Raw genomic sequence first — 19,330 nt, 5'->3', positions numbered from 1 at the left:
GGGCATCCGGGCCCAGGGTGGACCGGAAGACGGCTGCAGCCCGCCACCGATGGGGCGGGCTGCAAGAGAATCCAGTGCTCCTTGCTCATGGCGCGGGCGAGCCGTCCCGGGCGATCTCGGCTTCGCCGTGGATGGCCTCGCCACCGTCGCCCGCGGCCTGGTAGCGCAACGGGGTCCCGGGGGGCAAGGCTTCGATGCCCTGTGGCAACGGCAGCGCGGCGCTGCCGAAAGGCGGCACCGTGAGGCCGCCGAGCCGCAGCGGCGACGGCGTTCCCGCTAGCGCAACCTCGGCGAGACTGACGAAGTAGGGCGAGTCGTTGCGGGCTTCCAGTGTCGGGCCGGCTCCCCGTTCGCCGGGCCGCAGCTGCCAGCGCAGGCGCGCGATGGCGCGTTCCGGACTGCCATCCAGGCCGCGCGGGCGGTACAGGACTTTCATGCGCAGGCGCACGGCGAGTTTCAAGCGCCAGTTGTCGCCGGGCGGGCGAGGCGGCACTTCCAGGAAGTTGATCCAGAACACGGACTCGCGATCCTCGGGCATGGCTTCGCCGCTGTGGCGGAGCTGCAGGGCGACGCTCCCCTTGGGGTCGAGGCGTACGAGCGGCGGCGTGAGCAGGAAGGGCACGGCCAGCGTGCTTGGGTCGGCATCCGGCGCGCCGCGATCCAGCCAGGTCTGCAGCAGCACCGGCTGGTCGCCGCTGTTGGCGACGCGGATGGTCTGTTGTGTCAAGCCGGCGGGATAGATGAAGCGGGTGCCTGTGACGGCGAGGGCCGCGTGTGCGCTGCCGGCGCCCGGCAGCAGGCCGCACGCCTGCAGCGTTAGCGCCGCCAGCGCGGCAAGCAGCGCCTGCAGTGCCGACCGTACCGACCGTGCCGACATTGCCCGCGATGCGGGCATGCCGGATGGGGGGATACGCGAGTGCGCCGCCGGGCTCACCATGTGACGGAGCCGGTGGCACGCCAAGGCGTCGCGAAATGCCGGCCGGCGGCGGGTGCCTGGTCGGCTCCGTAGGCTTCGCGGCGCGTCCGGTCCGCCTGTTCGCCGGCGCCTTCCGTGCCGCTGCGGTCCGGTGCGGCGGGCCGTGCCGCGGGGAGCAGACGGCAGGGCAGCTCGAACTGCTGGAAGCCGCGCTGCCGCGCGCCGTCGCTGGCCGGCAGCGCATAGTCGATCTGGCACTGCTGTCCGCCCCACTGGACGAGGATGCTGCCGCGCTCCTGATCGGTGCGGACCACCAGCCGGCTGCCCTGGCCCACTGCGCCGATCACGGCTCCGCTGCGGGCGTCGACCGCCGTGGCGGCGAAGGGCAGCGGCCTGCCGTCCGGCTGGCGGCTGTCGATCAGGATCGGGAAGGCACGCTGTGTGGGGTAGTCGAGGCGGACGATAGCGCCTGCGCGGGGCGCCACGCTGCGCGCACTCTGTTTGAGTTCGACGTCCTGCGACATGCCGCTGGGATCGAGCTCGATGGTATTGAGGCGGTAGGGCGACAATGCCGTGACCACGGCGTAGCCGTGCCGATCGATCTCGGTCTGCGAGGTGGTGCGCGCGCCTTCGGCGTGGGGGGCATGGACCAGCGCGATGGTCTCGCCCAGCGAGCGTGCCAGCGTGACGCCGCCAGGGTGCGCGACCACGCCGCCGGATGCGCTCAGCGAGCCCTGGCGCGAGCCGTTGCCCCAGGACACGCTGGCGCCGACATCGGCGCTGGACAGGCGGTAGCTGACGCTGGCGTTGGCGGTCGCGCGATTGCTGCTGCTGTCGCCCGAGAGCGACAGGTTGTAGTAGCCCTGGCTCAACTGGCCGAAAGTATCGCTGGCACCCAGCATGCCTTGCGTGCCGGCGCGGTCGTCGTGGGTGGTGAAGAGGCTCAGCGTCGGCGCGCCGCCCACTTCGCGTCCGAGCGGGATGTTGAGATTGACGCTGATCAGGGTATTGGTGCGGTTGCCGGCCGACGAGGCGAGGGACTGGGTCGTCAGCCGCTGGGCGGACACGCTGTAGGTGATGCCGCGCCAGCTGTTGCTGTAGCCCGCCGCGAAAGAAAGCACGGTCCCGGGCTGGTTCCAGTACTGCATCGACGAGCCGGTCAGGTAGATGCTGCCGCCGGTATTGCCGAGGCGCTGGCTGATGTTGGCGTCGAGCCGGGTGCGCATGCGCGTCGTGCTGCCGAAGCTGATGCCGCGGTCAGCCCGGTCGCGCATCGCCACTGCGTCGGACAGGCCGAGGTAGCCCGGGGTGGCATAGCGGTAGGCCAGCAGGGAGAAGTCGGTACCGGCCTGCGGCAGGTTCTTGCTGTAGGTCAGGCGATAGCTCGTCCCGCGGTGGCTTCTCCCTCCAGGCGGGCTGGTATTCGATGCGGTGACGTCGGCGGTGAATGCGCCGACGGGGGTATTGATGGCGGCCCCGGCCAGCGCGGACTGGTAGCCGTTGGTCAGCGAGGCGCCGCCGTAGACGGTCAGGTCGTTGTCGAGGCCGTATTGGTAGACCCCCTGCAACAGGAACTGCCGGTGGCTCAGGCTGGGGTCGTTGGTCTGGCCCAGGGTCGCGCTGAAGCGGTGGGCGCCGGGGCGCAGCATCTGCACCGCCGTGGCGAAGGGAACGGTGAACGTATGCACCTGTCCGCCGGCCTCGGTGACGCGCACTTCCAGGTCGCCGCCGTAGCTGGCCGCCTGCAGGTCGTCGATGGCGAATGGCCCGGGCGCGACCGTGGTTTCGTAGATCTGGTAGCCGCGCTGGTGGATGGTGACCTTTGCGTTCGAGTTCGCCGTGCCGCGCACCACGGGCGCGTAGCTGCGATAGATGTCGGGCAGCATGCGGTCATCGCTGCTCAGGCGCACGCCGCGGAAGGAGACGGGGTCGAAGAATTCGGCGCCCGTGGTGCTTTCGCCGAGCAGCAGCTGCGAACGCAAGGGTGGGAGATCGGTCTGGGCATAGGTCAGGCCGCGCTGGTAGTCCAGGCCGCTTTGCGGCGACCAGGCGACGGTGCCGCTGTGGCGCAGGCGTACGCTGCCGATGTTCACTCCCATGTCCAGGCCGGCATAGCCGCTGGTCTGGCTGCTGCCGTTGGCCTGGGTCGTGAACAGGTTGGTGTGGTAGTTGAGCCGCGCGCCCGGGATACCCTGGTCCCAGTTCTCGGGGGCGACATAGGTGGGCGAGCTGCCGCTGCGCAGGAAGATGTGCGGCACCGTGAGGTAGAGCTTCTGCTCGCCCTGGTCGAGGCGCACCTCGGCCCCCGGCACATAGTCGGAGAGCGGCGCGCACACCAGGCCCTCGGGCATCTGGGTATTGCCCAGCTGGTCCTGGCCGCGCGCGGCCTTGTCCAGGTCCACGCCGGCCCGGGCCAGCAATTCGCGGCTGAAGCAGGGGACGGGCTCAGCCTCGGCTCGATCCGACGCGCGGCGGAACTCCACGTCTTCCAATCCGCGCCACTGCCCGTTGACCATCAGGTCGAGGCGATGTTTTCCGGGCTCGACCGGATTGCCGCGCGCGAAGCGCGCGGTGTCGATCTGCTGGCCGTCGGAGCCCTGGACCAGGAAGGCGCTATCGAAGACCACTGCTTCTGCCGCGCGTAGCGGCGTGCGGGCTGGCACCTCGTGTGCGCTGCTGGCGCCTTTGGCGTCTGCCGCCGCCGACGCCTGCGCGCTGGCAGGGGCGGCCGGCGGTGCGTTGCTGTCGGCCTCGCTCGACGCCGGGCCGGTGGCCTTGTCCGGGTCGCTGGCACGCGCCTGCTCCAGCAGCATGCCAATGCCGGCACCCGTTTGGCCGGCACCCAGCGCGAAGGAGGGCAGCATCAGGCCGACCGCCAGCATGATGGGGCTGTGCGTTGCAGAACGCGTCCGCCCGTGCCGGGACGAACGAGGCATGCGGGTTGGCGGGAAGCGAGATGTGGGTTGATTGCGCATGGAACGAGCGAGTACTGACGGGCGGCGCCGCCTCCGCACCGCTTGGCAGCGGGTTGAGGAGGGCAGCGCGAGCGCCTAGCGCGATGGCGTCATCGGGGGAGGCGCCACCGGGGACGGCGTCACCGCAGGCGGAGAATCGAGGAACTTCTCCAGCGTGTGCGTACCGCCGAAGTCGGTGATCACGTGGTAACGGACGGCTGGCCGTTCAGCGGTGCGAGGCAGGTTGTCGTGAAGATCGAAGCGCAACTGGCTGAACGGGGCGACCATGCCGCCGCCGGCATCCACCACCTTGTCGCCGACCTTGGCCTCTACAGCACTGAAGGAGACGTAATAAGGCGTGGGATTGGAAACCTCGATCTGCTGCGCGGCCCGTCCCGAGGGCGGCTGACCGGCGTGCGCCGGGGCTGGCAGCAGCGTCCAAGTCAGCCGGTCGCCTGCAACCGAGACTTCCCGCGTGACCAGCGGTGCCGGACGGTAGAACAGCTTGATGCGGGTGCGGAAGGACAGAAGCACGAAGTCCCTCTGCGTGGTCTTCGGCGTGGGCGGAACGTCGACCACGTTGATCCAATAGACGGACTCGCGGTCCTGGGGCAGGTCGTCTCGCAGCCGGCTGATGCGCAGGACGGCGCCGCTGTCGGGTTCGACACGGCTGACTGCCGGCGTGACCATGAAAGGCGTGGTCACGCGATCCGGCGGCAGGTCCGCGCGCCCGTCGTCGATCCAGGTCTGCATCAGGGCGGGTGCGTTGCCGCTGTTCTGGATCTGCAGCGATACGTCGCGGGCATTGCCGGGAAAGACCAGGCGCGTGCCCTGCAGGACCAGGCTGGCCTGAACCGGGGCCGCCAGCGCCATGGCACCGGCGGCCAGGAGGAAGAGGATGCTGCGCATCGCCGGCGCCATGTCTCGCCCTCCTTATTCGTAGGCGATCTGGTAGCGGATCTGCGAGTTGTAGATGCCGGGCCGCACGCCGGCGGGGCCGGTCGTATCCTGGCGGACCAGGTTGGCGTAGTACTTCAGCGTCACCGAGTTCGTGGCCGAGTCGATGGCGAAGGACGGCGTGGCCGGATTGCTTCCCAGCATCAGTTTCTGGGTGCCGGCACTATCGCCGTAAAGGTTGACCTGGACGTTCTCCGCGTAGTCAGTACCGGTCAGGTTCATCAGGCCGCCGTTGTTGCGATCCACCAGGGCGCCGAGATCGTCGAACTTGATCTTGGCCTTGGGGGTGGAGCCTGCGCTGAAGGTGCAATTGGACAGCTGGATGCTGAATTCCGTCGGCGACAGGAGCGTGTTTGCCGGTCTGCCGTTGGTGTCGAAATCGGCAGGCTTGAGCTGGGGAAACTCCACGAGCTTGTCGGTATCGCTGGGGTTGATCTTGCAGGTGGTGTCGAAAATCTTGCCCGAGAACTGGATCCTGCCGTCGAAGGCATGCGATAGCGTGGGCAGGCCGGCCGCCAGGGCGACGAGCGAGGCGAGGGCGATACGTTTCATTTTTAAGGTCCTTTTCAATGATTTGAAAAATCGCTCCAGCACGTTTTTGAAAATCCGGGGGCACGGGAGCGGTTGGGTATCCGGTGGAGGCTTTCTGCTTTACCGCCGGGGACGCCGTGGAAGGCGTGCATGCGCCTGAACGTGATCTCTCAGGCATCTGCAGGGACTACTTTAATGGCTCCGGCGCGGCTTAGGTCTAGTAATAATGCGAAATTTGGATAGTATTTATCCGATATTTGTTTTTCTTAATTCTCCTTTTTGTATCTTTTATCTTGTTTGATATTTATTCCGCGATTAATGGTGGATATTTCCCCTTGTCATTGGTTTTTCTGTGATCTGTCCGATTTGATTTGATCGTCTTGGGTGGGTTTTTTCTTATCCGGTGGCAGGCCAGTGCATATGGCCGTGAAACAGCCGGCCGGTGAAGGACGTACACAGCGGGCGGCATGGCGCAGCTGGTCGATGGCAGAGGTCGATGGGGGCGGCCCGGCCGCAGGCTTGCCGGCAGAGCGGTGGCCGGGTGAAACGGGATAGTATTGGCGGCATCCTTGCGCAATTAACGGACAAGACAGTCGGCCGTCAGGAATGCCTGCGGTCAAGCTGGAAGGCGGGCAGTCGGATGCAAGGAGGGGGGGGCGAAAAAAACCCGGCGTGTTGCCGGGTTCAAGGGTACCGTTGCGTTACGCAAGGCGGATACCGAGGAGACAAGGGGAGGGGTCCGATCGGACCGCCGTTGGCAAAGCGCGCTGCTGTGGCAGGGGCGCTTTGCCAACGGGCCGGCGAGGCCGGCCGGACCGCCGCCGGCAGGGCCGGCGGCGGTGCTGCTTTGCCTGACTTAGGCGGCAGCGGGCTTCTTGGCAGCCGAGCGGGCAGTGGCGCCGGCTTGCTGGGCAGCCTTGCTGGCAGCGCTGGCGGCAGCTTGGAAATTGCTTTCGGCGATTTCCACGGCTTGCTTGGTGGCCTTCTGCACCGACTCGTAGGCGTTGTTGGCGGCGCTGATCGCGGACTTCACGATGGCGACGGTCGATTCGGAGCCGGCCGGCGCGTTCTTGGCGAAGTTGTCGACCAGGGCTTGCACCTTCTTCGAGCCTTCGGCCAGTTGGGCTTCGGCGACCTTGGTGAACTCGCCCTGGGTTTCCGAGGCGATTTCATACAGGTGACGGGTGTAGGCCAGGGCCTTCTCGGCGACGGGCTGGACCAGCGAAGCCTGGATGGCCAGCAGTTCCTGCGCGTCCTTGGCGGACAGCGCCTTCTTGGCGTTGTCGACGTTTTCGGCGAAGGTGGTCTTGACGACCTGCAGGTTCAGTTCAACCAGCTTCTCGACGCCTTCGAACGCCTTGGTGGTCAGGCCGAACAGGGTTTCCAGATTGGCTTTTTGTGCAGCTGCAACTTGTTCCGGGGTCAGGATCATGCTGAGTCTCCAGTGGTGGGTTCAGATTCAAGCAACGTTAGGCCGCCCAGATGTCATAGCGGTGACAGGTGGAACCTGTCGTAAAGCCAAGCCCAGGCGTATTCGTCCGCAGCACTCACCCGCTTCGATCGAGGATGATGCGCTGCAACAATTCCTATTCTAGGGGAAGCGCGGAGGCTGTCAAGCGCTTTTTGTGCATCGCACAAAAAAGAGGGTGCATGTCGAGGAAAAGTGCCGCCTCGTACGCCTGCAACCCCCGCGCCGGTGGGGGGCGGGGAGCAGTGCTAACATCTCGGCTTCGCGTGGCGACTGCCAGCCGCGCTTGCCCCGCCTGCCCCGCCTGCCCGAGCCATGCTTGCCTACTACGCCGACGAGTTCGTCTTGCCGCTGCCGCCGGACCACCGCTTCCCGATGCGGAAGTACCGCATGCTGCGCGACGGCGTGGCGGCCTCGGTAACCGGGCTGGAGCTGTGCGAGGCGCCGCGGGCGGACGATGCAGACTTGCTGCGCGCCCACACTGCCGACTATGTGCGGCAGGTATCGGCCGGGCAACTCGATGCAGCGCGCCAGCGCGAGATCGGTTTCCCTTGGTCGGTCGAAATGGTGGAGCGCTCGCGGCGCTCCGCCGGTGCGTCGATTGCCGCGTGCAGGGCGGCGCTGGCCGACGGCATCGCGGTCAACCTGGCCGGCGGCACCCATCACGCCTATGCCGACAAGGGCGGCGGCTTCTGCGTCTTCAACGATGCCGCCATCGCGGCACGGGCGCTACAGGCGGAGGGCCGCGTCGCACGCGTAGCGGTGGTCGACCTCGACGTGCACCAGGGCAACGGCACGGCCTCCATCCTGGCCGGCGACCCGAGCATTTTCACGCTGTCCTTGCACGGGGAGAAGAACTACCCCTTCCGCAAGGAGGCCAGCGACCTGGACGTGGGCCTGCCCGACGGCTGCGGCGACGAAGCCTACCTGCAGGCGCTGCAGCAGGCGATCGAAATGCTGTCGCAGCGCTTCTCGCCGCAACTGATCATCTACCTGGCCGGTGCGGATCCGCATGAGGGCGACCGGCTCGGCCGGCTCAAACTCACCCTGGGCGGCCTGGCTCGGCGCGATGCCCTGGTCTTCGACTATGCGCTGGCGCGCCGTCTGCCGGTGGCCGTGGCGATGGCGGGCGGCTATGGCCGGCAGATCGAGGACACGGTGGCCGTCCATGTGCAGACCGTGGCACTGGCGGCGCAGTATCAGTTACGCCATCCGCTGCGCGGCGCAGCCGCGACGGCGCGCGTGGCAGGAGCGGCGGCGTGAGCGGCGCGGCGGCGGGTACGCGTGCCGGCGGCTCCCGGCTGTGGGTGGCCTGCATGCCATGGCTGTTCGTGCTGATCTGGAGCACCGGCTTCATCGTTGCCAAGTACGGCATGCCTTATGCCGAGCCCATGACCTTCCTGTTCCTGCGCTTCGCCGGCGTGCTGGTCTTCATGCTTCCCTTCGTGCTGCTTGCGCGGGTGCCGCTGCCGCAACGCCAGGGACGTACCGACTGGCGCAAGGTCGGCCATCTGGCCCTGGCCGGCCTGTTCCTGCAGGCTGGCTACCTGGGCGGGGTCTGGGCCGCGGTCAAGCTGGGCATGCCGGCCGGCGTGTCGGCGCTGATCGTGGGCATGCAGCCGGTGCTGACCGCGCTGATCGCCACGCGGCTGGGCGAGCGCATCGGTGCCCGGCAATGGCTGGGGCTGCTGTGCGGCATCGCCGGCGTCGGGCTGGTGGTGGCCAACAAGCTGACGGTGGCCGGCATGTCACCGGCGTCGCTGCTGCTGGCGCTGGGCGCCTTGCTGTGCATCACCATCGGCACGCTGTACCAGAAGCGTTATTGCCCGGTGTTCGACCTGCGCATCGGTTCGGTGATCCAGTTCGCGGCATCGGCGCTGGCCTGCCTGCCGTTCATGTTCCTGTTCGAGACACGTGAGGTGCAGTGGACCGCGGCGATGGTGTGTGCACTGCTATGGTCGGTGCTTGCCTTGTCGATCGGCGCTATCTCGCTGCTCTTCGTCCTGCTGCGGCAAGGTGCTGCCACGCGCGTGTCCAGCCTGATGTACCTGACGCCGCCCACCACGGCGGTGATGGCCTGGCTGTTGTTCGGCGAGCGTTTCCCGCCGCTGGCAGCGCTGGGCATGGCCTTGGCGGTGGCGGGGGTAGCCCTCGTCATGCGCCGTTGAGCGCCGCCGCCTTCGGGAGACTTCGCCGTCTCCCGGGCCGATTTTCCGGCCATCCCATCCACTCGTCCATTCGCTGAACCTGACCGAGCGCGAGCCATGAAACCGCAAGCAGAACCCCGCAGCGCCTATCGTCATTTCCTTCCCATCACCACGCGCTGGATGGACAATGATGTCTATGGCCACGTCAACAACGTCGTCTACTACAGCTACTTCGATACGGTGGTGAACCGCTACCTGATCGAGCAAGGAGTGCTGGACCCGGCCGCGGGCGAGACCATCGGCCTGGTCATCGAAACACAATGCAACTACTTCGACTCACTTAGCTTTCCCGATACCGTGGTGGCCGGGCTGCGCGTGGCACGCCTGGGCAATACCAGTGTGCGCTACGAGGTGGGGCTGTTCCGCGGCGAGGCGGAGACGGCGGCGGCGCAGGGACACTTCGTCCATGTCTACGTCGACCGCGCGTCGCGCCGGCCGGTCCCGCTGCCCGAGGCACTGCGGCGGGTACTCTCGCCGCTGGCGGTCGAGCTGGCGGAATCGGCATGAGGCAGGGTGCCGTGGCGCACCTGCCGCACGGGGCGGGAAGGCGAGGGGCCGGCGAGGTGAACCAGCCGTGAAGCAAGCCGTCAAGCAAGTCCTGAAGCAAGCAAGGTCCGTGGAGCCGCAAGGCCCGCTGCCCGACGAGGTGGCGGCGGTCGACCGGGCCATCCTCACCCGGCGCTCGGTGCGCGCTTTCCTCGATACCCCGGTGCCGCGCGAGACGGTGGAGGACATCCTCGGCGTGGCCAGCCGCGCACCGTCCGGTACCAATTCCCAGCCTTGGCGCGTCTACGTGCTGACCGGCGATGCCAAGGCGCGCCTGTGCACCGATGTGCTGGCGGCCTACGACGATCCGGAGCGCGACAGCAAGTATCTGGAAGAATATCCCTACTATCCGCGCGAGTGGATCGATCCCTATCTGGCGCGACGCCGCAAGGTGGGCTGGGATCTCTATGAATTGCTGGAGATCAGCCGCGAGGACAAGGCGCGCATGCACGAGCAGCATGCGCGTAACTTCCGCTTCTTCGACGCGCCGGTCGGATTGATCTTCACCATCGACCGCATCATGGAGCAGGGCAGCTGGCTCGATTACGGCATGTTCCTGCAGAGCCTGATGATCGCGGCGCGGGCGCGCGGGCTGGATACCTGTCCACAGGCGGCCTTTGCGCGCTTCCATCGCGTCATCGGCGATCATCTGCGCCTGACGGAAGACGAGATGGTGGTGTGCGGGATGTCCCTCGGTTACGCCGATCCGGATGCCATCGCCAATCAATTGAGCACGGAACGTGAACCGGTCAGCGGGTTCGCGCGTTTTCTCAGTTGAGACCGCAGTGACATCGCGAGGGAGCGCCGTAACCGGCCTCCCACCTTGTGTTTGTGGCTGACGAGTCGTTTCCGGGCATGGTCCCGCAGGCGATCCGGTGGATCGCCTGTTTCGTTGGGTGACTGGGGAATCCGGCCGATGAGTGCTTTTTGCATAACATTTATCGCATCGTGGAAATGTTTGCAAATCGAACTTTAAGGAGCGATCGTAAGTCTCTAATCTTGCTAACAATTTCAACTTTTCCTAAACTGGCGCCATCCCTGATGCGCTGAACGAATCATGTCCCGGTCCGATTCCCCATTCCTGAGATTCTTCGGCCTCTCCTCGTTGTCCTCCGCCGCCACTGCCGTGATGGTGTCCGCGTCCCTGCTCGCCGTGCCCGTGGCGCACGCGGCCGACGCCGGATCGAACGGCAAGACCAGTAAGACGGCCAAGAAGACGAGCAAGAGCACGAAGAAGACGGCCGCCGCTGGCGCGGCCAAGAAGTCCGCCAAGGCGGAAGGCGCCACCCGCAAGGTAGTGGTGCTGAAGAACGGCAAGCGTCACGTGGTGACGCAGCGCCAGGCGGTGCCGGTGCGCACCGCCTTCACGCCGGCCAAGCCCTCGATGGGCGAGGCGCTCGGCCTGCGCGAGACCGCCGACGCGCTGGCGCTGCGTTCCAGCGTGGCGCTGGTGATGGACCAGGACACCAATGAGGTGCTGTTCCAGAAGAACCCCAATGCGGTGCTGCCGATCGCCTCGATCACCAAGCTGATGACGGCGACGGTGGTGCTGGAGGCGCGCCAGCCGATGGAAGAGATGCTCACCATCACCGAGGAAGACCGCGATACCGAGAAGCACAGTGGCTCGCGCCTGCGTTTCGGCGCCCAGCTCAGCCGCCACGACATGCTGCTGCTGGCGCTGATGTCTTCGGAAAACCGCGCCGCCTCGGCGCTCGGCCGCAACTATCCGGGCGGCCTGCCTGCCTTCGTGCAGGCGATGAACCGCAAGGCGCGCGAGCTGGGCATGAACGACACGCACTACGTCGACTCGAACGGCCTGTCGAGCAGCAACGTCTCCAGCGCGGTCGACCTGGCGCGCCTGGTCAATGCGGCCTACCGCAACCCGACCATCCGCGAGTTCTCCACCCAGACCGAGTACGAGGTCAACGTGCTGGGCCGCCCGCTGCACTATGTCAGTACGAATCGCCTGGTGCGCGGTGGCAACTGGGATATCGGCCTGCAGAAGACGGGCTTCATTTCCGAGGCCGGCCAGTGCCTGGTGATGCAGGCGCGCGTGCACGGCCGCAATGTCGTGATGGTGTTCCTGGACTCGGTCGGCAAGCTGTCGCGCTTCGCCGATGCCACCCGCGTGCGCGACTGGCTGGAGCACTCGCCGTCGATCCAGCCGCGCCCCTTTCCCGGAGCACCCAATCTGACCCAGGGTCCGACGTCGCCGCAGGCGGTGCTGGCGTCGCAGCAACCTCGCGGGACCTGATCCCGGGCAGCGGGTGCACGTAAGACAAAGCGCCGGTCGATCGACCGGCGCTTTGTTTTTTTACGGCCTGTGCGGCGCAGCCGCGTCAGAGCAGCTTGCCCGGGTTCATGATGCCTGCGGGGTCGAAGACCCGCTTGATCTCGCTCATCAGCCGCAACTCCAGCGGATCCTTGGTGCGCAGGAAGTCATCACGCTTGAGCTGGCCGATGCCGTGCTCGGCGCTGATGCTGCCGCCATAGCGCACCACTTCGTCGATCACTTCCGCCGTGACCGCCTTGCCGTGCCGGGTGGCCCAGTCGGGGCCGGCGCCGGCCGGGCGCGAGAGGTTGTAGTGCAGGTTGCCGTCGCCGAAGTGGCCGAAGATGAAGGGGCGGATGCCGGGATCGAGCCGGGCCACCCGCTGCGCCATGCTGTCCATGAAGGCCGGGATCCGTTCGATCGGCAACGAGACGTCATGCTTCAGGTGGGGACCGTCGGCCCGTTGCGCTTCCGAGATCTCTTCGCGCAGCTTCCACAGGGCCTGCAATTGCGCCAGCGAGGCCGAGACCGCGGCGTCGAGGCACAAGCCGTCATCCAGCGCCGTGCCGATCACTTGCTCGAGCAGGGCGCCGAGCGCGGACTCGTCGGTCGTGTCGGCCAACTCCACCAGCACATAGCCGGGGTAACGCGTGGCAAACGGCTCCTGCACGCCTTCGGCATGGGCCAGCACGAGGTCCACGCAGTCCCCGGTGAAGAACTCGAAGGCCTGCAGGCGCGCGCCGCAGCGGGCGTAGAGCAGCGAGAACAGCGACAGGGCCTGCGCCGGGGACTCCACGGCGGCCAGCACCACGCTGCGCACGTCGGTGCGCGGCAGCAGGCGCAGCGCGGCTGCGGTGATGACGCCCAGCGTGCCTTCCGAGCCGATCAGCAATTGCTTGAGGTCGTAGCCGGTATTGTCCTTGCGCAAGGCCCGCAGGCCGTGGAACACCTCACCGGTAGGCAGCACGGCTTCGATGCCCAGCACCAGTTCGCGCGTCATGCCGTAGCGGACCACATTGACGCCACCGGCGTTGGTGGCGAGGTTGCCGCCGATCTGGCAGGAGTCTTCCGCTGCCAGGCTCAGTGGCAGCAGCCGGTGCTCGGCCTCGGCGGCGCGGCGCAGGTTGCCCAGGATGCAGCCGGCCTCGGCCACCATGGTGTTGGCGATGGTGTCGATCGAGCGGATCGCGTTCATGCGGTCCAGGCTCAGCACCACGTTGCGGGGGCTGCCATCCGGCGTGGCGGCGCCGCACAGTCCGGTATTGCCGCCGCGCGGCACCACCGGTACCGCGGCCTGCTGGCACAGGGCGAGCGCGCGCGACACTTCCTCGACGCGGCGCGGGCGTACCACCGCCTGTGCCTGGCCCCGATAGAGGCCGCGCCAGTCGGCGAGCCAGGGGGCGATGTCTTCCGGGCGGGTGGCCACCGTATCGGGGCCGAGCGCCTCGACGAGGCGGGGCAGGAAATCGTCAGGTTGCATGATCAGGCAGGGAGATCGGGTTCAGGGAAACGGATGCAGGGTTCCGGCATGCCGGCACGCCGCCGTCAGGCCGGGGCCGGGGCAGCTGGGAATGGGCCCTTGCCTTCCAGCCGCAGGCCGAGGCGGGCGGCCGCACCGCGCAGATGGGCCTCGGCGGCGGCCCGGGCACGCACGGGGTCGCCTGCCTCGATGGCGGCGAACACGGCCACGTGTTCGTCGTGCACGGCCTCGGCCAGCCCCGACTGGCGCAGCGTATTGCTGCGCGCGGTGCGCACGGCGTCGTGCAATTGCACGTTCAGGTACTGCAGCAGTTGCTGGTAGTACTTGTTGTGCGTGGCGGCGGCGATCGCGATATGAAAGGAGGTGTCGAGGTCGGCGGCCGGCTGCGGTTCCAGCAGGCGCTGGCGCAGACCTTGCAGCAGGTCCGACAAGGCGTCGAGGTCGTCCTGCGTGCGCCGCAACGCCGCCAGGGCAGCGGCCGCGCCTTCGAGCTCGAGCCGCAATTCATAGAGGCTGGCCATCTCCTCTCGGTCCACGGCCAGTTGTGCCGGCAGACGGAAGCCGGCACTGCCGGTGCGCGCGCGCACCATGCAGCCCAGGCCTTGGCGGCTTTCCACCAGCCCCTGCGCACGCAGGTGCTCGGTGACCTCGCGGATCACGGCGGCGCTGACACCGAAGCGTTCCGCCAACTGGCGGCCGCTCGGCAAGCGGCTGCCGAGCGGGTAGTCGCCGCGGGCGATTTCCGCGCTCAACTGCTGGGTGACCTGTTCGGTGAGGGTGACGGCTCGGGTACGCATGGGAGCCGATTATATGCTTTGCAGCTTATCTGATAAGTAAGGGTTAATACTTAGTGTTGATGGATGACCGGCTGGCCCCGGGGGGGCGGGAGAGGACCGCCGCCAGGGTGCCGTGGAGGGCTTGCGAGGGCGTGCGAGGACTTGCGGTGGCCATGCCGCGGGAGGGCGCCGGTGCGGCTACCCGCGCACAGTCGGCCTCGCCGCGGCGGCCGGAGCGGTGGCCGCAGCCGGGGCGATTCCCAGCCGCATCGGCTGGGCCGGCCGCAAGGTAATGTGCAGCACGGTATCGAGCTGCTCCGCGTCCGGCGGCAGCGACAGCGAAAAGCGCTGCAGCACCATGGCTGCGACGACCGTCAGTTCCGCCATCGCCAGATGCTGCCCGAGGCAGACCCGCGGGCCGGCGCCGAACGGCAGGTAGGCGCCGCGCGGGAAGTCGGGGGCGCCGGCGGCGAAGCGCTCGGGCCGGAAGGCGAGCGGTTCGTCGAACCAGCGCGCATCGTGGTGCATCAACTGGACCGGGAGCATGAACAGGGTGCGCTCCGGGAAGGTCCAGGGGCCGAGGGTCAGCGTACGCTTGCTGCGGCGGCTGATCAGCACCGGCGCCGTCGGGTACAGCCGCAGTGTTTCCTTGATGGTCTGCGTCAGATAGGTCAAGTCGGGCAGCCTGTCGGCGCCGGGCGCCCGTCCTTGCAGCACGCGCTCCACTTCCGCGCGGGCCGTGGCTTGCGCGGCGGGGTTCGCGGCCATGCACCACACCCACCAGGCCAGCGTGGCCGCGCTGGTCTCATGGCCTGCCAGGAAGGCCGTCATGCATTCGTCCCGCACGGCCTGCAGCGGCCATGCGACAGCATCCTGCCGATGCAGGCCGAGCAGGCGCGTCAGCAGATCGTCGGGCCAGGCATCCTGCGGCAGGCGCAGGCGCGCCAGCAGATGGCGCTCGACCAATGCGCGCAAGGCCGCCACGGCGTTTCGCTTCCGTCGTTTCCAGGGCATCCAGTCAGGCCAGCTTGCCGGCCAGTAGGACTCCTCGTCGGCAACGACCAGCGCCGCGTGGGCGCCGCGTGGACGGCGTGTTCCGCGAGGCGGGCGTCGTCGCCGATTCCGCTCGAGAACAGGGTCTGCATGATGATGTCCATGGCAAGCCCGGTCAGGGCGCTCTCGATGGGCCAGGCCGGCGCCCGGGTCGGCCATTGCGCCAGCGCCTGTCGCAGGCTGCGACGATGGTCGGCACCAGCGACTGCACCGCCCGCGGCGAGAAGGCCGGCTGCAGCGCCGTGCGCTTGCCATGCCAGGACTCACCCTCGACGACGAGCACGCTGCGGCACTGCAGTCCGGAGAACACGTGCATGGCGCGTTCCCAGCGCACGAGATCGGCGTGATGGGCCACGAGCAGTTCACGCGCCAGTTCGGGATCGCTGACGACGACCTGGTGCTCCGGCCAGATCGCCAGGTGGACGATGTCGCCGTGGGGCGCACCTGAGCCGGGCGACCAAGCGCATCACCGGCGTCGCGCCGGCGGAATTCACGCGGCGCTACCTGGAGGACGAGTCCTTCTGGATCTACCGGCTGTGGGTGTGAGGCTTGCGCGGCGCCAGGGCCGCGCTTGCGCTCAGGCGCTTTCCTCGGCCGTGTAGCCCATGCCGCGCGAGATCTGCAGCGCGGTGTCCTTCAGGTTCTGCAGCCAGCTGTCCTGCAGCCGGTCGGCCGGCGCCGACAGCGACAGGCCGGCGATCAGGCGGCGCGAGTCGTCATAGATGCCGGCCGCGATGCAGCGCACGCCCAGCTCCAGTTCCTCGTTGTCGCGTGCATAGCCGTTGCTGCGCACCCAGCTCAGCTCGCGCTCCAGCTTGGGCAGGTCGGTGATCGAGGTACGGGTGTGCCCGGCCAGGCCGGTGCGCGTGGCATAGCTGCGCACGCGCGCCGCCTCGTCGACCGCCAGGAACAGCTTGCCGACCGAGGTCAGGTGCAGCGGCGCGCGGCCGCCGATGGCGCGCACCACCTGCATGCCCGAGCGCTCGCTGTAGGCGCGTTCGATGTAGACGATCTCGTCGCCCTGGCGCACCGACAGGTTGACGGTCTGTCCGGTCACGCGATGCAGCGCGCGCATGGGTGCCAGCGCCGCTTCGCGTACCGAGAGCCGGGCTTTGACGAGGTTGCCAAGCTCCAGCAGGCGCATGCCGAGCCGATAGCTGCCCGGGTCGGAGCGGTCGACGAAGCGGCAGGCCACCATGTCGTTGAGGATGCGGTGGGCGGTCGAGGGGTGCAGGCCGGTGGTCAGAGACAGTTCTTTCAAGCTGACCGGATCTGCGTGCTGGGCGAGGGCGTCCAGCAGGGTCATCATGCGTTCGATAACCTGGATCGAGGTCTTTCCAGGCGATTTGTCAGCGTCAGACATGGGGAGAGTCGGGCGTTGCTGCCCTGCAATAGATTTTAAGCGTCTACGTGATTCTATCTCGCATCGTGAAAATTTCAATACGTGAAATGCAATCCCAGTAGAAAGACTCTAGCCGAAGCGCGCTCCTGGGCGCTTTCCGGGGGGGGGGCGGCGCCGCCGCGTTGCCGCGCTAAGTCGTTGATTCATCGAGTGTCCGCGCCGGGCTCCCTGCCGAAGCCGGGCGTGTGGCCGCACCATGTGCGCCAGTCGAGGCGCCAGGGCGCATAATTGCGGGGTTTCGGGTCTCGATGAAGGGAAACAATGCGAGTCGGTCTGTTCGCCACCTGCCTGGTGGACCTCATGCGCCCGGAGATCGGGTTCTCGGTACTGAAGCTGCTGGAGAAGGCCGGGTGCGAGGTGATGGTCCCGGAGGCGCAGACCTGCTGCGGCCAGCCGGGCTACAACTCCGGCGAGCGCGCGGGCGCGCGCGACCTGGCCGAGAAGTTCCTGCGCGAGTTCGAGATGTTCGACTACGTGGTGGTGCCCTCGGGCTCCTGCGCCGGCATGATCCGCCAGCACTATGGCGACCTGCTGCGCGACGACCCGGAACTGAACGGCCGCTACGAGCGCCTGCGCGAGCGCGTCTACGAACTGACCGACTTCCTCGTCAACGTGGCCGGCCTGGAGACCCTCGACTCGGATTTCGCCGGACGCATCACCTATCACGATTCCTGCTCGGGCCTGCGTGAACTCGGCGTCAAGGCGCAGCCGCGTGCCTTGCTGGCCAGGCTGCCGGGCGTGCAGCTCACCGAGATGAAGGACTGCGAAGCCTGCTGCGGTTTCGGCGGTACCTTCTCGGTCAAGTACGGCAATATCTCGACCGCCATCGTCGACGAGAAGTGCGCCAATATCCGGGACAGCGGCGCCGACGCCGTGGTGCTGGGCGATCTCGGCTGCATCCTCAATATCGAAGGCCGCCTGCGCCGTACCGGCGACGCACGCACGCGCGTGCTGCACATCGCCCAGGTGCTGGCGGGCGACGCCTGAACGGCGGCGCAGCCCGGCAGGCAAGAAGCGGAGGCCATCACACGATGCAAGTCCACAGCATGGAATTCAAGGCGCGCGCCGGCCAGAAGCTGGCCGACCAGCGCCTGCAGCAGAACCTGAAGAAGCTTTCCACCAAGTTCGTCACGGCGCGCGCCGAGGCCATCCACGAGATCGATTTCGACGCCACGCGCGCCGCGCTCAAGGAGCGCCGCAACCGGGCGCTCGAGAATCTCGATGTCTGGCTGGCCACCTTCGAGGAGAGCGCCACGCGGCGCGGCGCGACCGTGCTGTTCGCCGAGACCACCGCGGATGCCGCGCGCCTGGTGGCGGAGATCGCGCAGAAGCACGGCGTCAGGAAGGTCATCAAGAGCAAGTCCATGGTGACCGAGGAGATGCGGCTGAACCAGGTGCTGGGCGAGATGGGTGTGCAGAGCATCGAGACCGACCTGGGCGAGTACATCCTGCAGATCAACGACTCGGAGCCGCCCTCGCACATCATCGCGCCGGTGGTGCACAAGGACAAGGACGAGATCGCCGACCTGTTTGCCAAGGTCCACCACAAACCGCGCCTGACCGAGATTCCCGACATGACCCGCGAGGCGCGCGAAGTGCTGCGCCCGGAGTTCCTGTCGGCGGACATGGGGGTCACCGGCGGCAACTTCATCATCGCCGAGACCGGCTCGGTGGCGGTGGTCACCAATGAGGGCAACGAGGGCATGTGCACGGTGATGCCACGCGTACATGTCGCGGTGACCGGCATCGAGAAGGTGCTGCCGACGCTGGAAGACCTGGCCACGGTGATGCGGCTGCTGCCGCGCTCGGCCACCGGCCAGGCCATTTCGAACTACTTTTCGCTGCTGACCGGACCACGCGCAGAAGGCGAGCGCGATGGCCCCGAGCACATGTATTTCGTGCTGGTCGACGGCGGCCGTGCCGGCCTGATCGGCGGCGAGTTCCAGGAGATGCTGCGCTGCATCCGCTGCGGTGCCTGCATGAACCACTGCCCGGTCTACCAGAAGATCGGCGGCCACGCCTACGGCTGGGTCTATCCGGGCCCGATGGGCAGCGTGCTGACACCCAGCTACGTCGGGCTGGCCAATGCCGTCGACCTGCCGCAGGCCGCCACACTGTGCGGCGAATGCAACCGCGTCTGCCCGGCTTCGATTCCCTTGTCGGACCTGCTGCGCAAGTTGCGCGAGAAGCAGATGGAGCGGGGCCTGCGCCCGTGGCAGGAGCGCGTGGCGCTGCGGGCCTGGGCCTATGTTGCCGGCCGCCCGGCGCTGTATGCGCTGGCCACGCGCATCGCCGCGCGCCTGCTGGCGCGCATGGGCGGCAGTGGCAAGTCGATCGCCAGCCTGCCGCTGGCGGGCAAGGGATGGACGGAGACGCGCGATATGCCGGCCCCGGCCGGACGCACGTTCCGCGAGCTGTACAAGGAAAGGAGGGCACGCGCATGAGCGGCACCGATGCACATCCGGCGGCACAAGGCAATCCGGCCAATACCGCGGCGCTGGCCAGCATGCGCGCCGCCCTGGACGCACACGTGGCGGGCCGGCTGGCCGCCGGCGGGCTGGTGCAGGGCTGGCGCGACGCGGCGGTAGGGCTGAGCCTGCCGCCGGTGTTCGGCCAGGCCATGGAAGAGCTGCTGCGCCGGCTGGAGATGTCGGCCGTGTTCGCCCAGGACAGCTGCTCTTTCTCCAGCAACGCGGTCACCGACCAGCTGAAGCGCTGGCTCGACAAGGCGGCGCAACAGTAGGCCGGCCCTCGCTTGTGTGAAAACG

The 19,330-nt window shown here is 67.6% G+C and carries 18 protein-coding genes and 1 pseudogene; 9 read left to right on the top strand and 10 right to left on the bottom strand.

Annotated elements, in window-relative coordinates:
* Nucleotides 1-85: 85 nt before the first annotated feature.
* From BKK81_RS12875 to phaP1, 5 genes are all read right to left on the bottom strand, one after another.
* Nucleotides 86-877, bottom strand: a complete 792-nt coding sequence (locus BKK81_RS12875) for a fimbrial biogenesis chaperone (protein ID WP_071013500.1) — start codon at nt 875-877, stop codon at nt 86-88.
* A 53-nt stretch (nt 878-930) separates the two neighbouring features.
* The gene (locus BKK81_RS12870) at nt 931-3,798 is read right to left on the bottom strand and encodes a fimbria/pilus outer membrane usher protein (RefSeq protein WP_071013497.1); all 2,868 of its coding nucleotides are present in this window, start codon (nt 3,796-3,798) and stop codon (nt 931-933) included.
* Between the two features lie 168 nt (nt 3,799-3,966).
* Nucleotides 3,967-4,791: a fimbria/pilus periplasmic chaperone gene (locus BKK81_RS12865; protein WP_071013495.1), complete on the bottom strand. Its 825-nt coding sequence runs from the start codon at nt 4,789-4,791 to the stop codon at nt 3,967-3,969.
* A 12-nt stretch (nt 4,792-4,803) separates the two neighbouring features.
* Nucleotides 4,804-5,379: a fimbrial protein gene (locus BKK81_RS12860; protein ID WP_071013492.1), complete on the bottom strand. Its 576-nt coding sequence runs from the start codon at nt 5,377-5,379 to the stop codon at nt 4,804-4,806.
* 835 nt (nt 5,380-6,214) lie between these two features.
* Nucleotides 6,215-6,790 (bottom strand): TIGR01841 family phasin PhaP1, encoded by a 576-nt coding sequence (phaP1, locus tag BKK81_RS12855; RefSeq protein ID WP_071013489.1) that lies wholly within the window; start codon nt 6,788-6,790, stop codon nt 6,215-6,217.
* 351 nt (nt 6,791-7,141) lie between these two features.
* Here phaP1 and BKK81_RS12850 point away from each other — a divergent pair, with 351 nt between their 5' ends.
* The 5 genes from BKK81_RS12850 (at nt 7,142) to pbpG (ending at nt 11,833) form a co-directional block, all read left to right on the top strand.
* Nucleotides 7,142-8,089, top strand: a complete 948-nt coding sequence (locus BKK81_RS12850; RefSeq protein ID WP_071013487.1) for a histone deacetylase family protein — start codon at nt 7,142-7,144, stop codon at nt 8,087-8,089.
* A 53-nt stretch (nt 8,090-8,142) separates the two neighbouring features.
* Nucleotides 8,143-8,994: a DMT family transporter gene (locus tag BKK81_RS12845; RefSeq protein WP_071016447.1), complete on the top strand. Its 852-nt coding sequence runs from the start codon at nt 8,143-8,145 to the stop codon at nt 8,992-8,994.
* A 96-nt stretch (nt 8,995-9,090) separates the two neighbouring features.
* Entirely contained in the window at nt 9,091-9,540 is a 450-nt protein-coding gene (locus BKK81_RS12840) for an acyl-CoA thioesterase (RefSeq protein WP_071013484.1), read from the top strand.
* Nucleotides 9,541-9,649: 109 nt separating this feature from the next.
* Nucleotides 9,650-10,357: a nitroreductase gene (locus BKK81_RS12835; protein ID WP_071013481.1), complete on the top strand. Its 708-nt coding sequence runs from the start codon at nt 9,650-9,652 to the stop codon at nt 10,355-10,357.
* Between the two features lie 279 nt (nt 10,358-10,636).
* Complete coding sequence (gene pbpG, locus BKK81_RS12830) at nt 10,637-11,833, top strand: D-alanyl-D-alanine endopeptidase (protein WP_083384103.1); 1,197 nt, start codon at nt 10,637-10,639, stop codon at nt 11,831-11,833.
* Nucleotides 11,834-11,918: 85 nt separating this feature from the next.
* Here the strand turns inward: pbpG and BKK81_RS12825 are convergent, their stop codons facing one another.
* The 4 genes from BKK81_RS12825 to BKK81_RS36430 all read right to left on the bottom strand — a co-directional run bounded on the left by BKK81_RS12825 (nt 11,919) and on the right by BKK81_RS36430 (nt 15,572).
* Nucleotides 11,919-13,331 carry an FAD-binding oxidoreductase gene (locus BKK81_RS12825; protein ID WP_071013478.1) on the bottom strand — a complete coding sequence of 471 codons (1,413 nt, stop codon included), beginning with the start codon at nt 13,329-13,331 and terminating at the stop codon, nt 11,919-11,921.
* Between the two features lie 65 nt (nt 13,332-13,396).
* Nucleotides 13,397-14,128 carry a FadR/GntR family transcriptional regulator gene (locus tag BKK81_RS12820; RefSeq protein WP_071013476.1) on the bottom strand — a complete coding sequence of 244 codons (732 nt, stop codon included), beginning with the start codon at nt 14,126-14,128 and terminating at the stop codon, nt 13,397-13,399.
* A gap of 177 nt (nt 14,129-14,305) precedes the next feature.
* Complete coding sequence (locus BKK81_RS36435; protein ID WP_231907921.1) at nt 14,306-15,091, bottom strand: cytochrome P450; 786 nt, start codon at nt 15,089-15,091, stop codon at nt 14,306-14,308.
* Between the two features lie 184 nt (nt 15,092-15,275).
* Entirely contained in the window at nt 15,276-15,572 is a 297-nt protein-coding gene (locus BKK81_RS36430) for a cytochrome P450 (RefSeq protein ID WP_231908049.1), read from the bottom strand.
* A gap of 26 nt (nt 15,573-15,598) precedes the next feature.
* Between BKK81_RS36430 and BKK81_RS36425 the strand changes: the two are divergent.
* Nucleotides 15,599-15,706 (top strand): annotated as a pseudogene (locus BKK81_RS36425) (AraC family transcriptional regulator); the annotation flags it as partial.
* 31 nt (nt 15,707-15,737) lie between these two features.
* Here BKK81_RS36425 and BKK81_RS12810 read toward each other — a convergent pair.
* Nucleotides 15,738-16,523 (bottom strand): IclR family transcriptional regulator, encoded by a 786-nt coding sequence (locus tag BKK81_RS12810; RefSeq protein WP_071013474.1) that lies wholly within the window; start codon nt 16,521-16,523, stop codon nt 15,738-15,740.
* A gap of 300 nt (nt 16,524-16,823) precedes the next feature.
* Between BKK81_RS12810 and BKK81_RS12805 the strand changes: the two genes are divergently transcribed.
* The 3 genes from BKK81_RS12805 to BKK81_RS12795 are packed head-to-tail and all read left to right on the top strand — an operon-like array spanning nt 16,824 to nt 19,305.
* Complete coding sequence (locus tag BKK81_RS12805) at nt 16,824-17,549, top strand: (Fe-S)-binding protein (protein WP_071013471.1); 726 nt, start codon at nt 16,824-16,826, stop codon at nt 17,547-17,549.
* A 44-nt stretch (nt 17,550-17,593) separates the two neighbouring features.
* Nucleotides 17,594-19,006, top strand: a complete 1,413-nt coding sequence (locus tag BKK81_RS12800; protein WP_071013468.1) for a LutB/LldF family L-lactate oxidation iron-sulfur protein — start codon at nt 17,594-17,596, stop codon at nt 19,004-19,006.
* Complete coding sequence (locus tag BKK81_RS12795; protein ID WP_071013466.1) at nt 19,003-19,305, top strand: hypothetical protein; 303 nt, start codon at nt 19,003-19,005, stop codon at nt 19,303-19,305. Before BKK81_RS12800 ends, BKK81_RS12795 begins: the two co-directional genes overlap by 4 nt.
* The last annotated feature ends 25 nt before the right edge of the window (nt 19,306-19,330 follow it).

Origin of the sequence: Cupriavidus sp. USMAHM13 (assembly GCF_001854285.1) — a bacterium.
Classification (GTDB): Bacteria; Pseudomonadota; Gammaproteobacteria; order Burkholderiales; family Burkholderiaceae; genus Cupriavidus; species Cupriavidus malaysiensis.
The sequence above is the reverse complement of the archived record's forward strand: the minus strand, read 5'-3'. Positions and strand labels throughout refer to the sequence as shown.

What these genes read in the sequence shown, in the direction of transcription:
- BKK81_RS12870 (WP_071013497.1), bottom strand. Translation starts at nt 3,798, where the DNA reads ATGCTGGCGGTCGGCCTGATGCTGCCCTCCTTCGCGCTGGGTGCCGGC.
- BKK81_RS12805 (WP_071013471.1), top strand. Translation starts at nt 16,824, where the DNA reads ATGCGAGTCGGTCTGTTCGCCACCTGCCTGGTGGACCTCATGCGCCCG.
- BKK81_RS12845 (WP_071016447.1), top strand. Translation starts at nt 8,143, where the DNA reads ATGCCATGGCTGTTCGTGCTGATCTGGAGCACCGGCTTCATCGTTGCC.
- BKK81_RS12795 (WP_071013466.1), top strand. Translation starts at nt 19,003, where the DNA reads ATGAGCGGCACCGATGCACATCCGGCGGCACAAGGCAATCCGGCCAAT.
- BKK81_RS12850 (WP_071013487.1), top strand. Translation starts at nt 7,142, where the DNA reads ATGCTTGCCTACTACGCCGACGAGTTCGTCTTGCCGCTGCCGCCGGAC.
- BKK81_RS12860 (WP_071013492.1), bottom strand. Translation starts at nt 5,379, where the DNA reads ATGAAACGTATCGCCCTCGCCTCGCTCGTCGCCCTGGCGGCCGGCCTG.
- BKK81_RS12825 (WP_071013478.1), bottom strand. Translation starts at nt 13,331, where the DNA reads ATGCAACCTGACGATTTCCTGCCCCGCCTCGTCGAGGCGCTCGGCCCC.
- BKK81_RS12820 (WP_071013476.1), bottom strand. Translation starts at nt 14,128, where the DNA reads ATGCGTACCCGAGCCGTCACCCTCACCGAACAGGTCACCCAGCAGTTG.
- BKK81_RS12875 (WP_071013500.1), bottom strand. Translation starts at nt 877, where the DNA reads ATGTCGGCACGGTCGGTACGGTCGGCACTGCAGGCGCTGCTTGCCGCG.
- BKK81_RS12810 (WP_071013474.1), bottom strand. Translation starts at nt 16,523, where the DNA reads ATGTCTGACGCTGACAAATCGCCTGGAAAGACCTCGATCCAGGTTATC.
- pbpG (WP_083384103.1), top strand. Translation starts at nt 10,637, where the DNA reads ATGTCCCGGTCCGATTCCCCATTCCTGAGATTCTTCGGCCTCTCCTCG.
- BKK81_RS12800 (WP_071013468.1), top strand. Translation starts at nt 17,594, where the DNA reads ATGCAAGTCCACAGCATGGAATTCAAGGCGCGCGCCGGCCAGAAGCTG.
- phaP1 (WP_071013489.1), bottom strand. Translation starts at nt 6,790, where the DNA reads ATGATCCTGACCCCGGAACAAGTTGCAGCTGCACAAAAAGCCAATCTG.
- BKK81_RS12840 (WP_071013484.1), top strand. Translation starts at nt 9,091, where the DNA reads ATGAAACCGCAAGCAGAACCCCGCAGCGCCTATCGTCATTTCCTTCCC.
- BKK81_RS12865 (WP_071013495.1), bottom strand. Translation starts at nt 4,791, where the DNA reads ATGGCGCCGGCGATGCGCAGCATCCTCTTCCTCCTGGCCGCCGGTGCC.